General features: G+C 45.9%; 8 protein-coding genes. 5 read left to right on the forward strand and 3 right to left on the reverse strand.

Annotation, left to right across the window (positions count from 1 at the left end):
• Positions 1-222: 222 nt before the first annotated feature.
• From JK130_RS03640 to JK130_RS03655, 4 genes are all read left to right on the forward strand, one after another.
• The gene (locus tag JK130_RS03640) at positions 223-2,979 is read left to right on the forward strand and encodes a TonB-dependent receptor (protein WP_220099459.1); all 2,757 of its coding nucleotides are present in this window, start codon (positions 223-225) and stop codon (positions 2,977-2,979) included.
• A gap of 152 nt (positions 2,980-3,131) precedes the next feature.
• Positions 3,132-4,577 (forward strand): SLC5 family protein, encoded by a 1,446-nt coding sequence (locus tag JK130_RS03645; RefSeq protein ID WP_218352856.1) that lies wholly within the window; start codon positions 3,132-3,134, stop codon positions 4,575-4,577.
• Position 4,578: 1 nt separating this feature from the next.
• Complete coding sequence (locus JK130_RS03650) at positions 4,579-6,120, forward strand: tryptophan halogenase family protein (protein WP_218352857.1); 1,542 nt, start codon at positions 4,579-4,581, stop codon at positions 6,118-6,120.
• A 10-nt stretch (positions 6,121-6,130) separates the two neighbouring features.
• Positions 6,131-6,868 carry a SapC family protein gene (locus JK130_RS03655; protein WP_218352858.1) on the forward strand — a complete coding sequence of 246 codons (738 nt, stop codon included), beginning with the start codon at positions 6,131-6,133 and terminating at the stop codon, positions 6,866-6,868.
• 75 nt (positions 6,869-6,943) lie between these two features.
• Here JK130_RS03655 and JK130_RS03660 read toward each other — a convergent pair whose 3' ends face one another.
• On the reverse strand, positions 6,944-8,902 hold the full coding sequence (locus JK130_RS03660) for a beta-galactosidase (protein ID WP_218352859.1): 1,959 nt from the start codon (positions 8,900-8,902) through the stop codon (positions 6,944-6,946).
• Positions 8,903-9,064: 162 nt separating this feature from the next.
• Between JK130_RS03660 and JK130_RS03665 the strand changes: the two genes are divergently transcribed.
• Positions 9,065-11,194 carry an alpha-galactosidase gene (locus JK130_RS03665; RefSeq protein ID WP_218352860.1) on the forward strand — a complete coding sequence of 710 codons (2,130 nt, stop codon included), beginning with the start codon at positions 9,065-9,067 and terminating at the stop codon, positions 11,192-11,194.
• A gap of 53 nt (positions 11,195-11,247) precedes the next feature.
• On the opposite strand, the gene JK130_RS03670 is transcribed toward JK130_RS03665, so the two are convergent.
• Both JK130_RS03670 and JK130_RS03675 read right to left on the reverse strand, forming a co-directional pair.
• Positions 11,248-12,522: an alpha/beta hydrolase family protein gene (locus tag JK130_RS03670; protein WP_218352861.1), complete on the reverse strand. Its 1,275-nt coding sequence runs from the start codon at positions 12,520-12,522 to the stop codon at positions 11,248-11,250.
• A gap of 381 nt (positions 12,523-12,903) precedes the next feature.
• On the reverse strand, positions 12,904-14,946 hold the full coding sequence (locus JK130_RS03675; RefSeq protein WP_218352862.1) for a glycoside hydrolase family 97 protein: 2,043 nt from the start codon (positions 14,944-14,946) through the stop codon (positions 12,904-12,906).
• Positions 14,947-15,191 lie beyond the last annotated feature (245 nt).

Consider the following 15,191-nt stretch of genomic DNA (forward strand, 5'->3'; position numbering starts at 1 on the left):
GTGATAGGATGATTTTAAGCTGGGAAAACGTTTCACCCATCCTGGCTCATGCTTACTGAATACTTGCGTGTAGTTTTAAGCTACAGACCGGTTTCAGGTAAGCGAAGGCAATGTTAACGCACTGACGATCTTCCTCTTCAATAAAATAACAGGGAGGGCGTTGGGTTAATAAATCCATTTGGAGAGAACACAGTGATAAATCATAAGCACACATTCAAACTCATGCCCGTTACAAAGCGCACACTGTTGGGTATCGCTATCGCCTCGGCCCTGTATGTTCCGCAAACTTTAGCTCAGGATTCAGATACCGTGCCTGGCGCCCCGGCTAAAAATGAAGATAAAATTGAAGTTATAGAAGTTCGTGGTTTCACAAGCTCTCTCAAAGCTTCAATGTTAAATAAAAAGGCTTCGGATACTATTTACGATGGTATTACCGCCGAAGATTTAGGAAAGTTTCCAGACCAGAATGTCGCCGAATCATTGCAACGTATCACCGGGGTTGCTATAGACCGTAGTGGTGGTGAAGGCCAATTTATCACTGTGCGAGGGTTTGGGCCTGACTTTAATACGGTACTGGTAAACGGCCGCCAAATCGCGACGGAGAACCAGGGCCGCGCATTTAGTTTCGACACATTACCTGCCGAGCTAATCAGTGGCGCAAAAGTATTCAAGAGCCCCCTTGCGTCTATGCAAGAAGGTGGCATCGGAGCCACGGTTGAGGTGACCACGGCTCGTCCGTTTGACTTCGAAGGATTTAAGGCCGCAGCCAGCATTAAAGGAATGTATGAAGAGTTGTCAGAAGAAGTCACCCCGCAAGCTTCGGGTCTGATAACTAACACCTTCAATGATGGAAAAATAGGAATTTTAGCATCGGCTTCTTATCAGCAACGTAAAGCCCAGACTAATATTCTTGAAACCCGTTATTGGCGTCCGGGTGTTAATCTTACTAATCGTTCAGAACGCGATCAACCTGCCTTTTCTGACAATGCTCAGTTCAATAACGTCTACGTACCACAAAACTTTGACCAAATTGTTGATGAGGTAGATCGGGAAAGAACATCCGCTAATTTAGTTGCACAATACGCCCCTAATGATTCTATGACGCTTACCTTAGATGGGTTGTATTCTCAGTTTGAAGTCGATTCGGATGCAAGTAGCGTAGGTCACTGGTTTACCGACAGTAACCTTGATAATTTGCAGATAAGCGAAAATGGTAGCGTAACCGGCCTGGATAGTACATTGGTGAATGGCGTCGGTGGAGCAACCGACTTCATACGCCGGCGATATGGTCGTGATGTAACTATTGAAGCTTACGGACTAAATTTTGAATGGCTGGTTAATGATAATCTTACGGCCTACTTTGATTTGTCGACCTCAAGCGCCGAGGATAAAAGCGGCGGCGATAATTATTTTACCGTCGTAGGTTACAACAACTCCTATAGTGTCAATTACGAGGGCGAAACACCCTCATTATCAGTGACAGACGGAAGTGAAGCTCTGCTAGATCCCACGTTAGGTAAAATGCATTTTAACGAGCGTAACGGATTTAATACCGAAGATACGATAAGCGAATATCGAGCCGACTTTACCTGGGTGCCGGATGAATCTACCGCATTTGCTAAAGTCGATTTTGGTGTTTATTTTCAAGACCGGGAAAAAGAGAACCAGCGCCGTGTTGCTGATTCATGCAATATTTACTGCGGTTACCAATTTAATTTTCCTGAAGAGCTTGTGTCTACTTTTACAGCAGACAACTTCTTTGGAGGTGTACCCAATCAGTGGTTGACCTACTCACCTGAAGCCTTTTTTGAGTATGCGTTATCAGATACCGCAGCGCAACAAATCGCGGATGCAACAGGTCAAACATTTGATAGCGTACGCCAGGCATTGGATGCCACTAATTTAAATAATCCTCCGCTGGGGAACGACTCGTTCACTGTGGAAGAAGACGTTATGAGTGCCTATGCACAATTCTATTTCAACACAGAATTGTCAGATATGCCGTTAGATATCAATCTGGGCATTCGCTACACCGAAACCGATTCTTCGGTCAGCGGTATAGGTCGAATTTTACAGGACCTGGCACCTATACCTAATGACCCTTCGGATCTAAATACTATTTATAATAGTGATACTGGCGAAATTATCGAACAATCGAACAGCTACGCTAATTTACTTCCAAACCTCAATGCTAAGCTGTCGCTTACCGATGATCTGTTATTACGCTACGCCTACTCAGAAACGCTGACCCGCCCGACGATGAGCGATTTGGTGCCTGTTTTTAACGTTACTGTAGCACGTCCTAACCAGCTGCAGGCGCAGGCGGGTAATAGCGCCCTAAAACCGTTCAAATCGACTAACTGGGATGTGTCGGTAGAATGGTATTATGGCGATACCAGTTATCTTTCAGCCGCTGTTTTTCAAAAGGAAGTTGAAGACTTTATCGTTGCCACTATTGAACCTGAAACACTGAATCTGGACAGTGGAGCATACGAATTTAATGTTCGCCGCCCCCGAAATGGTGAATCGGCTGATGTCAACGGTATAGAGCTGGCTTGGTTGCATACACTTGATAGCGGATTTGGTATACAGGCCAATGCAACTATCGTAAACAGTGATGCTGAATTTGACGGATCCAGTGATCAAATCTTTGCTTTGGAAGGTTTGGGTAATGCTCAAAACGTGACATTGTTTTATGAAAAGAATGCGTTTCAGGCGCGGGTTGCAATAAACAACCGTGAGTCTTTTATGCAAGATCTTGTCAGTCCTTTAGGGGGCGTCGATCCACGCTTTACCGATACTTATACTCAGGTCGACGTAAGTGCAAGTTATGACATAAATGATCACTTCACTTTGTTTTTCGAAGGTATCAATGTTACGGGTGAAGAGTTGCACCGATATGGACGCTTTCAAGAACAATTTGTTCAGCAAGTTGACGATGGAGCCCGATACGCACTTGGTGTGCGCGCCAACTTCTGAGCACTCTTAGTCAAACTTCATGGGGTCTTAAAAGGCCCCTTTGCTTATAGCAGTATTTATGCACAGCTGCATGAAGCAGTTTTGTATAATACTGTTGCCTATAGATTCTTCAGGGCCCTGCCCAATTAACTCGTTTGTGCTTAGGAGTTTATGTGACAAACAGTCTTACTCAAATCGTAGTTTTTATACTTATTACCGCTCTTATTGGGCTACTTACCTATTTAAAATGTCGAGGGCACGGACATAGCACTACAAACGAAACTAAAGAGTACTTTTTAGCCGGTGGCGGCCTGAGCTGGATATTCGTTGCTGGTTCAATTACCTTAACAAATCTAAGTACTGACCAGTTAGTAGGCATGAATGGTAATCAAATGGCTTTACTGGCCTGGTGGGAATTTTCTGCCGTAATTGGCTTAATAATTCTCGCTAAAATTTTTCTGCCTGTTTATTACCACTATCAATGCACAACTACTACAGAGTTGTTGGAAAAACGCTACAACAATAAACATATTCGCGCACTCATAGGGCTTTTGTTCTTTCTGGGTAGCAGTCTTATCTTCATGCCCGCTGTCATTTATTCGGGTTCGCTGTTTATGATCAACATGTTTAATCTTGATGTACCGCTGATGTACGTAGCGACTACTTTTGCAATTATTGGAGCAATCTATGCCGTGTTTGGCGGGCTGCGAGCGGTAGCGGTATCTGATACCTACTCAGGTGTGTTGTTATTACTGATGGCAATTATCGTGGTTGTCTTGGCGATGGTTGCCATCGACTTTGATTTTTCAGGAATACCTTCTGAACGTCTCACACTGATTGGTGACAACGAGTCCCCACTACCGTGGCATACCTTGCTTACAGGCATGATTTTTATTCAGACTTTTTACTGGAGTACCAACCAAACAATTACGCAAAGGGCAATGGCTGCTCCGAATGTCAGGGAAGCTCAAAAAGGAGTATACGCAGCCGCTTTGATTCGCTTTATTATTGTACCTTCAATTATAGTGGTTCCCGGTATCATATCTTACAAGCTCTATGGTGATATAAATGACGCTGCATATGGCACTTTAGTAGGCGATGTTTTGCCCGCATGGATGTCAGGTATGTTCGCAGCAGCTTTAGCTGCTGCGGTACTTACAACCTATAACAGTAACCTTAATTCAGCGACAACATTATATGTCTGCGATATTCATCAGGCCTATGTCAACGCTCACCCTCCGGTTGCAAAGCTTGGCGCGGTAGTCACTGTATTACTTACTCTGGTTTCATTGGCAATGGTACCTATTTATGCCCAGGCAGAGAGCATCATCAACCTGTTACAACAACTCTATGGATTACTCAGCATGCCTATCTTATCTATTTTTATAGTGGGCTTGTTGTTCAATAATGTAAATCCTATAGCTGGAATAATGGCCGTCATATTTGGCGTTGTGCTTTATGCTATCTTCAGTTTTGTATACGCACCTTTTGATTTACATTATATTCACCTGATGCTGGTAACTTTACTAAGTTGCATCGTCGTAGCGCTTGGATCTAACCGTTTGATATTCAGACAAAAGGCTGAGTGGCGCGGTCGTTTGACAGAGGCACAAACTTAATTTGGAACCGTTAAATCGTATTGTGGTTGTTGGCGGCGGAACAGCGGGATGGCTGACCGCTGGCCTGCTGGCTGCCAGTCATCAAGCGACTTCGAAATCGGGTCGCTCTTTAGAAGTATGCGTAATCGAATCTGAGAAAACGCTACCTATCGGGGTGGGCGAAGGTACCTGGCCTTCTATGCGACAAACACTTCAACGTATTGGTATAAGCGAATCCCAAATCATTCGTTACGCGGGAGCAACGTTCAAGCAAGCCAGTAAGTTTGTTAACTGGCACCAATCTTCAGCTCGAAATAGCTACTATCATCCATTTAGCGCTCCACAAAACTCAGCAAGCTTTGACATTAGCGGATACTGGCTAAATTCTGTCGACTGGAAACATTATGCAGACGATGTAAGTGTTGTTCCATGGTTATGTGAGCAAAATCTTGCCCCTCGAGCCAACGCGAATTTTCAGGTGCCTCCGGCCAGTAATTATGGTTATCACCTGGATGCCGGCCAGTTTGTTGAACTTTTGAAAAAGCATTGTATTGAGTCGTTAGGTGTTGAACACATTATCGATACTGTAGTTAATGTCGATACTCATGATGGCCATATAACTTCACTGAATACCTCTTTGCAACAAACTATCACTGCTGACTTGTATATAGATTGTAGTGGCTTTACAGGATTACTTATTGATAAAGCCCTGGGGGTGGAGTTAGTTTCCTGTAACGATATTATGCTTGCCGATACTGCTCTTGTCGCTCAACAGGCCTACGGCGACCCCGATTGTCCTATCGCGTGTTATACAAAATCTACGGCCCAGGAGGCGGGCTGGATATGGGACATTGGATTACAACAACGCCGGGGCGCAGGTTACGTATACGCTTCTGAATTTTGCTCAAACAATCAGGCACAAGACACGTTAACGGCGTATCTGCAACAAACTGGCGACCCGGTTAACACTAACTTTCGGCAAATAACTTTTAAAACAGGCTATCGGCAAAAATTCTGGTCGAAAAATTGCGTTGCGATTGGGTTAAGTTCGGGCTTTTTAGAGCCTTTAGAAGCGTCTTCGCTTATGTTGATTGAACAAAGTGCCTTGTGGTTAGCTGACAACATGCCAGGCTACATTCCTCATATGACTCAAACTGCGAAGCGTTTTAATGACTTTATGCATGCAAATTGGCAAGCGGCCATTATGTTTTTAAAACTGCATTATGTACTTAGCGATCGAAACGAGCCATTTTGGAAAGCAAACCGGGCCCCCGATACCATTCCTGATTTGCTTATTGAACTGCTCGATTGGTGGCAATACAACCCTATTGGCGAACACGATATCCCTTTTAATACAGAAGTATTCACGGCCCATAGTTATCGATACATTTTATATGGAATGAAGTCGCAGGTTAGTTTAGAACAATACCGGCGTAAACTTACTCAGTTTGACCGCGCAGCTCAAGTGATAGCGGCAAATGAGAAGCAAAAAGACCACCTTTCCCAACGCTTGCCTTCTCATCGGTATTTACTCGATGAGATTATTCATCAGTGTGCAAAATAATAAGATTATTATGACGACATCAACTACTTATGAGCTACTTGATCCCGATTTTCACCAAAATCTTTGTATCGACAATACCCAACCACTTAAGCACGCCGCTGATATTTCTTTAACGAGTGCCGGGTTAAATGAGGTTGCCGTATTAGCCAGCTGCATGCCGGTGGTCGTAGTTGAAGCAACGAGTCGAACGCCAGCTTTACTAAGCGCAGTCATGAGCCTTGGCCAGCATTCAAATTTGTTTTATCAAAATCAAAAATGGGCTGGCCATGCTATACCATTAAGCCTGCAATGCGCTCCCTTTAATTATGCCCGCCAGGATGACCAACTACTCACTGTGCTTGATATTCAAAACATGCGTGTGGGTAGTACCGGAGAAGCATTGTATGGACGAGATAGATCGCCTACTCCATATTTAAAGCAAATGCAGCAGCGCTTGCGTCATCTGTTCGAAGGACAACAGCAGGCGCTACAGTTTGTAGATACACTCAAATCATTAAATTTACTTGCCGCACTGACAATAGACATCCACCGTACAGGGAACCCTGTTGAAACCGTGACAGGTTGCGCCACTATTAACGAAGCCAGACTTGCCGAATTGTCAGTTTCAAACCTACAACGACTGCATCAATCTGGTTTTTTAATGGTGATACATTCGATGCTGGTTTCGCTTCAGCAATACAACCGGTTGGTACAACTCAGCCATAATACCCCATACCCAATTGCAACGGTATCTCTGCGGTCGGGCTAAAAGCCTGATTCAAGTATCTTCTGATTCTAGAGGCTCAGAAGATACTTCCTAGTCAGGTGTATTATCCAAACCTAATCATCGTTTCATGACCGCATAGCTATATCCCGGTAACTCATTACTGCCAATTACAAACTCTTTGTTTGCAAAGCCATCCACCCGCACTGCCTCTGCGCTGTAGTTAAATAGCAAGCGGTAGTCGCCGCGCTCCACGGTTCTTACATCTTCAGGCAGTGTGTAAGTTGTAAGCCCACTGACCTTAGCCAGCTTTTCAAGCAAGGCCCGGGTAAAGTCAGCGCACCCCAATGTACCTACGTAAACCCGGTTTTCAGCCTGCACCACTGCCGGCGTATGGTCATGATATGTGGCCAATACCTTAGTTTTGTTATCAACATCCAGCTCTTCACGCCAACGGTTACTGTGAAAGGTCTGGCCCTCATAATGAAGGGTTTCGCTGATATCGTCGCGCAGGGTTTCAACCGACAAGACTTTAACCTGAATCAAGTTCTGCAGCTTACCCGGGGCCAGGTTTTGAGGCGTTTGAAATTCTTCTGTTTTACTACCGCTGCGAGGCCCAAAAACGATGGTCGCCGAAGTTTTTTTACAGCGTTCAATGAAGCTATCAGTGACCACCGGCATGGTTGGCACCACCACCAGCTTATAGTCGGTTAATGCAGCTTCGGGTGAAACAAACGCCACGTTCAGCCCTAACATTCTTAACGCGTGGTAATACTCAAATTCGACCTGCTGATGCAGATAGCTTTGCCCCTGCTGTTCTATTTCGGTGATCCACTGATTCGCAGTGGTACTTACAATAGCGACGTCATAATGCAGTGGATCGTCCGGCTTAATATTGAGTTCGTCCAGTTCGGCTTTAACCTGCTGCACTTCTTTGTAAGCGGCTGACGGCGAATTATCGGCTCGCTTTAGCCCCGCGTGCATTTGTTCCTGGGCAAATGGTGCCTGTCGCCATCGAAAGTAGCACACCGTATCGGCGCCATGGCCAAATGCGACCCAGGACCATAAAGCAATCATGCCAGGTTCTGGACGTGGGTTGTGAACCGCCCAGTTTACCGGGCCAGGCTGCTGCTCCATAATCCAGAAATTTTTCTGGCAAAGCCCGCGAGTCTGATCAAAATAATAGCTGGAAAAATCGGGGTGGCCGGTACGCATATAGCGTTTAAATTGCGCAGTGTCCGCGTTAGCAAAAAATAAGTCCGTACGGCCCAGCGGGTAATTATCGTAGGCAGCAAAATCCAGTTCCCGGGCCAGCGCATAATTATCGGTTTGGGTATCGGCCATGGGAATAAAGTTATGTGTAACAAAACGTCCTGGGGCATGCTGACGGATAATAGCTACCATATCATCATGAAACGCAATCACCTGATCAGAACTAAACCGACGAAATGCCAGCTGATGGGCCGGATTGGTTTCGGTAACAGCAAAATAAGGAGCGCTAATGCTGGCAAAAGAAGGGTATTCCATTGACCAGAACACATTGCCCCACTCTTCATTTAGCTTTTCGATGGTTTGATAACGGGTTTTACACCACTCTTGAAAGGCATTTACGGCACTTGCCGATGCACTGGGTGTTGTATCATGACAGGCTAATTCGTTGTCAGTTTGCCAGCCCACCACCGCCGGATGTTCACCGTAACGTTTTGCCAGTACTTCACTAATACGCATAGCTTCACGATGATAATCGATACTGGAAAAATCATAATGCCGGCGCGAACCAAAGCCTCGGCTTTGGCCAGTGTTCACGTCTACCGCCAGCATGTCGGGGTAGGCTTCAACAAGCCACTTTGGCGGCGTTGCTGTGGGCGTGCACATAATGACTTTAAGGCCCGCGTTCGCCAGAGTATCGATGGCTCGGTCTAACCAGTCAAAAGTATAGTGTCCTTCAGTGGGTTCAAGTCTCGACCAGGCAAACTCGGCAATACGTACATAAGTAAGCCCTAGGTCGCGCATCTCTTGTGCATCGCTGGCCCATTGCGACTCAGGCCAGTGTTCTGGATAGTAACAAATTCCTAACATAGTGTTTTTCAGCCTACCGATAGGTTTAAAGTAAGTAACAATCAGGTTATGATACAACAAAGTTAAACGTTTACCCTGATAGTTGTACGTTTTTTACTGATGATGTTTTTACCATAACAGGCGGCGCACGCTTTCGCACGCTTAACCTAACGTAAGGCTGATATGATTACTTTTCCTGAATTTGTAACACTACATAACGCTCATACCAGTCTGGTATTTGACTGTCGCCGCCAAACACCTTCGTTACTTCATTTTGGTAACCGTTTGGGCACCCACACTACCCCGCAAATGCTGGCAACATTGGCGACCCGCCAGGAAGCAAAGTGCGCTCCGGTTACCGAACCGCCTGTTTCATTAGTACCTACCCATGGTGAAGGTTTTACGGGTGCGCCCGGGCTTGAGTTATTTGGTAAAATAGATGAATGGGCGGCAGGTTTTTCGTTAACTGACATCGAAGCAAATGATCTAAGCGCCCGTTTTGAGCTTAGTGACGAACATCGTCAGCTAACATTAATTCTGAAAATTGAACTGGACACTCACACCAGCATTTGTACCTTCAGCAGTACTTTAAAAAACACCTCTGAAAACGCAATCAACCTTAACTATCTGAATGCCGCCACCTTGGCTTTACCTGCCTACATTGACACGGTACGTGCTTTTGAAGGGCGTTGGTCAAATGAATTTCAAACCCAGGATCACGCATTATTTATGGGCAGTTATGTTCGGGAAAACCGGCGGGGAAAAACATCTCACGACACTTTTCCGGGTTTGTTGGCGTTTCCGGCTCATACGCGTGAAGAAAGCGGCGATTGTTATGGGTTTCATCTGGGGGCTTCAGCCAACCATAAATTGCGGGCTGAAATAATGGCCGACGGCCGGGGCTACGTGCAGTTTGGTGAACTGTTATTTCCAGGTGAAGTTACCCTGAATGCAAACGAGTCATATACCTCTCCGGTTTTATACTGCGGTTTTTCTGATTGCGGATTTTCTTCGTTATCGCAGCAATTTCATCGGTATATTCGCCAAAACATACTGTCGGAGGCGGTTAACAACAAACCCAGACCGGTACACTATAATACCTGGGAAGGGATTTATTTTGACCACGATACAAAAACTCTGTCTACGCTTGCCGACACGGTGGCCGAGTTAGGGGTTGAGCGTTTTGTACTTGATGATGGCTGGTTTAAGGGCCGCCGGGGTGACAACGCCGGCCTGGGAGACTGGCAGGTAGATACCCAAATTTACCCGCAGGGGCTAAGTGGCCTGATTGATCACGTAATAAGTAAAAACATGGAATTTGGTATCTGGTTTGAGCCCGAAATGGTTAATCCAGACTCTGATCTATATCGGGCCCACCCAGAGTGGGTACTGCAGACCATTAATAATGAACAGGTGCCCTTTCGTAATCAATATGTGCTTGATTTAACGAACCCCGATGTAGTGAACTACCTGTTTGAAGCCATTGATACCTTACTCACAGAACACCCCCACATAAGCTATATTAAGTGGGATATGAATCGCGATGTTAATCACCCTGGCAACGCCCGGGGCCGGCCCGCGATGGCTGAGCAAATTCGTTCGTTGTATCGCCTTATCGCCTCTATACGAGAAGCGCATCCGCACCTTGAGATTGAAAGCTGTTGTTCGGGGGGGGGACGGGTCGATCTTGGGATATTACAGCACACCGACCGATTCTGGACATCTGATTCTAACGATGCATTAGACCGGTTAGGCATTCAGCGGGGATTTTCATTCTTTTTCCCTAATGAGGTAATGGGCGCGCATGTCGGTCCACGTGATTGTCATATCACGGGTCGTACCTTATCTATAGAGCTTCGCTGCGCTGTGGCATTGTTTGGCCATATGGGCATTGAAATGGACCCTCGCGAACTGACCACCCACGAACAGACGGTGGTAAAAGCCGCAATAGCGCTTTACAAGCAACATCGTACATTGCTGCATACCGCCCATCTTCATCGTTTAGACACCGATGGCCTTAGCATCAATTTTGGCTATGTTTCTGCTGATAAAGACGAGGCTCTTTTTGCCTATAACAGTATCAGAGAAACCCCACGCACTACCCCGTCCAGACTCTATTTTACCGGACTGGCCGCAAACCGAAATTATACGCTAAGTCGAATTTGGCCCGAGGTTCTCAACGAATATTCTGAGTCGGTTTTACAAGCCCTTGATAAAAAGATATTCAGCGGAGAAGCGTTGATGCAGGCTGGTCTGCAACTGCCGGTACTATTCCCCCAAACCAGCATTATTTTCCATCTGAACGCCGACTAACTTCTATCGGCTTCGATAATACGCCGTCTGCATTTTTCGGCGGCGTATTTTTATTACTTATGCTCCATGCTCATACCGGTCGAATAACGGTTATCAAACCCTGTCCAGGGTTCAGGCACTTTGCCTTCTTGCGAAGTCTGATTACTATCGCCATTTACCTGCAACATACTGCAGTCTTGTTTTTGTTGTTTTATGTGGCAATTCATCATAGCCAACACAAAATGTTTGGTAATATTATTTAAAGTTTGTGTTTGCCAGGCCGGTTCGTAGTAATGACCAATATCCAGCTCATTCCCTAATGCTTCTTCAGGGGCTGGATGAGCGGCTATATTATGACGCGCGTTGTGCAGAGTCAGCAATTGTGTACCCTGACTACCGGTGTTTTCAAACAGCCATCTAATTCCCTGATAGCCAGAAATATCATCCAAATCACCCGCTATATACATAATGGGGGATGCTATCGCTTCCAATGATTTTTTACTGAACACGGGTATTTGTCCGCCCCACGGCGCCAGAGCTACCCCTGCGGCCCAGCGTGTATCAGGTTTGGTGTTCGATGATTTGCCTGCAGAACAGGTATTTAAACGCTGTGCCAGCGATTTGGCTTGTTCAGAGTCTTTGACCCCGGTAAAACGCCCCGCGGTCTCTGGCGAAAAATTATAGCAACCGCCCAACGTACTGAGTAGTCCATACCCGCCCATTGAATAACCCACTAAACCAGCTTTGTCCTTATTAATGTGTTGACCGAATGTGTCATGCTCAAAAAGTTTATCCAGCGTAACTTGCTGGTCACGTGAACGGTTAAACAACGTTCCGGGAAATCCTGCATAAGGAGCCTTGGCAAAGTCAATATCTTCATTGGTTGAACCAGTATGATCAATAGCTGCCACCACGTAGCCATAGCTTGCCAGGTGCTCGCCCAGATAATACATAAGGTGTCGATAACCCGTGTACCCATGAGACATAACCACCAAAGGATACTTTCCCTTGGCTATCTCGACATTACGCGAGGCTTTTCCTTTAATACTAAAGCTGTTGTGGTTGCGGGTGACATTTTCATAAACTGCGTTTTCTTTTGATTGAGACGTTGGATACCAGATTTCCAGGGTAAGGTTCCGGGCTGTGCGCTCATCTGAAAAAAGCTGAGGGTGCGAATCGGAAGTTATCGTGGTGGTTTTAACGCCTACTGAATAAGCGCCGGTGGTGCTCAACTCAGGTGTAACATCTTTTGGCAGGTTTTGATATAACGTTTGCTGGGCAAAAGCGACGCAGGTAAAGACTGACAACTTCACAGCCAACAATAAAGATAAAGGGTTAAACGTTTTCATTTCAATGCGTATTTGGCGGATAATTGCTCGATAATAACAGGCTCTGCTGTTTAAACAATCGCCTTATGTAAATATAATGTTGATTATATTTTTCTAGATAATACGCTGGGTTCAATAACAGAGAAAAAAAACAGCCACTAGCTTAATGCGGATAAGTTCAGGAAAAGCTGATAAAATAAAGGGCTACGGCGATGATTGATAAAATCTAACTGTAGCCCTTTTGCTATAAGACTTTTAGCTATTCTTACAGCTACTGTCATTAGCCTGCTGAATTGAATAGTACTTACATATTTATTTAAAAAACGCTTAAAGACTGGCCTTACGCAATCAAGGGCTTTTTCATCATTTAACGCTTTACATCAAGCTTGCGAAAACCCACCGTTACTTTCTGACAGGCGTTAGTCTTGCCGTATAGCCGCCGCCTGCTTTCATTTTCATGGTCAGCGTGGTGTTCGCCGTTACCGTTTTGCGGATCACCTTATAATCTTCGGCCCAGCGATCCGCATTGATGCCATCCTGGAAAATCGTTATTTCAAACTCACCTTCTGGCAAAAATGACAGGGAGAGTGGCAACTCGCGAGGGTTTTCATCCGTCATTGCGCCTATAAACCAGCGCTCACCAGAACGACGGGCTACCGTAATGTAGTCACCAACCTTTCCATGCAAGGGGATGGTGTCGTCCCACACAGTAGGCACTTTTGAAATGAACGTCGTGCTTTCTGACTCTTCACGATAACGCGTTGGCGTATCGGCCATCATCTGCAGCGGGCTTTCAAACACTGTAAACATCGCCATCTGATGCACGCGTGTAGTCTGGCTCATGGGACGATTAAAGCGAATCGCAAAGTCCTTATGGTTTTCATCCTTGCCGCTGTACTGAATTTTCTTAAAAGCTGCCGGCCCCACCGCATTAGACATCGCGCCCGGGGTATAATCCATAGGGCCTGCTACCATACGGATGAAAGGCAACGTGGTATTGTGCTGCGGCGTGCTTTCGTCACTCCACTTGTTCCACTCAAGCCCTTTCACGCCCTCGCGGCTTATCACGTTCGGATAGGTGCGACGCAGTCCTGCAGGTTTGTAGGAGCCATGAAAATCCACCAGCAGATTACGTTTTGCCGCTTCGTGTGCGACCTTCCAGTAGAAATTCACCATTTCCTGATCGTCACGCTGAAAAAAATCCGGCTTTATGCCTACCGCTCCTAACTCAGCGAAGCGATCCATCGCCTCATCAAACTGCTCTTTTAACGTCAGCCAGGTCGTCCATAAAATAATGCCTACGCCTTTGCTTTTGGCATAGCGGATCACCTCTGGTACATCGAAGCCTTCGACCGAGCCCATCAGGTCCCCAAGCGGGTACCAGCCCTCATCTAAAATCACGTACTCAACGCCGTAATCAGCCGCAAAGTCGATGTAATACTTGTAAGTTTCGGTATTTAATCCGGCTTTAAAATCCACGCCGTGAATATTGTTGGCGTTGTACCAGTCCCAAGCCACCTTACCAGGCTTGATCCAGCTGGTGTCTTCAATTTTTGAGGGAATGGCTAACTGATAGGTTAATTGATTGGTCAGCAGCTCGGCGTCGGTTTTTGCTATCGCGAGCACACGCCACGGATAATCACGGGTGCCATCGGTTTTGGCAATGTAATCGGCACGAGCAGTAACCGGCTGGTTTCTGTCTTCCCAGGGGGCTTCACCCTTCTTAACTGCGCTAGGTAAGTTCGCAAAGGTACCGGTAAAGCCGTTTTCACCGTTTCCGGTTAACCACAGCCCGGCATAGTCATGCAGTGCGGTTTCCGTAATAAGCACGTTACCCGCATCCATTGTAACCATGGCCGGAGTGCTAGAAAGCGTCTGCTTACCTACGGCACTTACCGGCTGGTAGATATAGCTACGTTCGTTATGTGAGTACAAACTTTCTTCTTCGGGCAGATATACATCGGCGTCATCAGGGAAAATAAATTCTGCGACTTCTGATGTCACCGTTACCGGATTGTCCCAGTGTGTGCTGAAGCGATAAGCAACACCATCATCATACGCCCTAAAAGTGACTGTCAGCCCGTTTTCAAAGTCGACGCTCAGTTCATTAAAGTTGTCCTGAATGCTCGCAGATTTCACTTTGACTTCAGGGGTGAGTGTCTGCGATATCGATTTTTCATTGACCTCTTTGATGCTCGTGTCGTCGGTTAAAGAGGCATGCTGCGTGGTAATGAAGTTCACTTTGGAAGGCAGCAGCAAAGCCTGATCATTCAACGTTACCGCATAGGTCACTACATCAGTTACTGATAGCGTCACATCAACAGATTTATCCGGAGACGATACAGTGAATGTGTCTGCATTCACTGCGCTGGTCCCAACCAACCACACCACAGGGATAAGTGCGGTGTTTACCCATTTTTTACTACTGGTGAATTCCTGACTCATAACTTTCCTCTTTTTAGCTTGAACCACTGATTTGCGATTTACCAAGCATGGCATCCAGTGTGTATAGAAAACATTAACATAAAGAATAGCAGGAAAGGGTAAACGATTACACCAAATAACAAACCAATCTTAATCGTTTAAGTTTTTGCGTATTTTGGAATATGCTAAGTTAGTGTTTTTCTGGCACCAATTACCGGAATCCCCCCTACCGTCTAAGCTCACGGCGGGTAAACGTAAACAACAAG

It is taken from the genome of Alteromonas lipotrueiana (assembly GCF_019249245.1).
GTDB classification, from domain to species: domain Bacteria; phylum Pseudomonadota; class Gammaproteobacteria; order Enterobacterales; family Alteromonadaceae; genus Alteromonas; species Alteromonas lipotrueiana.

Excerpts from the sequence above, each read along its gene's own strand:
- JK130_RS03640 (WP_220099459.1), top strand. The coding sequence starts at position 223 with ATGCCCGTTACAAAGCGCACACTGTTGGGTATCGCTATCGCCTCGGCC.
- JK130_RS03655 (WP_218352858.1), top strand. The coding sequence starts at position 6,131 with ATGACGACATCAACTACTTATGAGCTACTTGATCCCGATTTTCACCAA.
- JK130_RS03660 (WP_218352859.1), bottom strand. The coding sequence starts at position 8,902 with ATGTTAGGAATTTGTTACTATCCAGAACACTGGCCTGAGTCGCAATGG.
- JK130_RS03665 (WP_218352860.1), top strand. The coding sequence starts at position 9,065 with ATGATTACTTTTCCTGAATTTGTAACACTACATAACGCTCATACCAGT.
- JK130_RS03670 (WP_218352861.1), bottom strand. The coding sequence starts at position 12,522 with ATGAAAACGTTTAACCCTTTATCTTTATTGTTGGCTGTGAAGTTGTCA.
- JK130_RS03675 (WP_218352862.1), bottom strand. The coding sequence starts at position 14,946 with ATGAGTCAGGAATTCACCAGTAGTAAAAAATGGGTAAACACCGCACTT.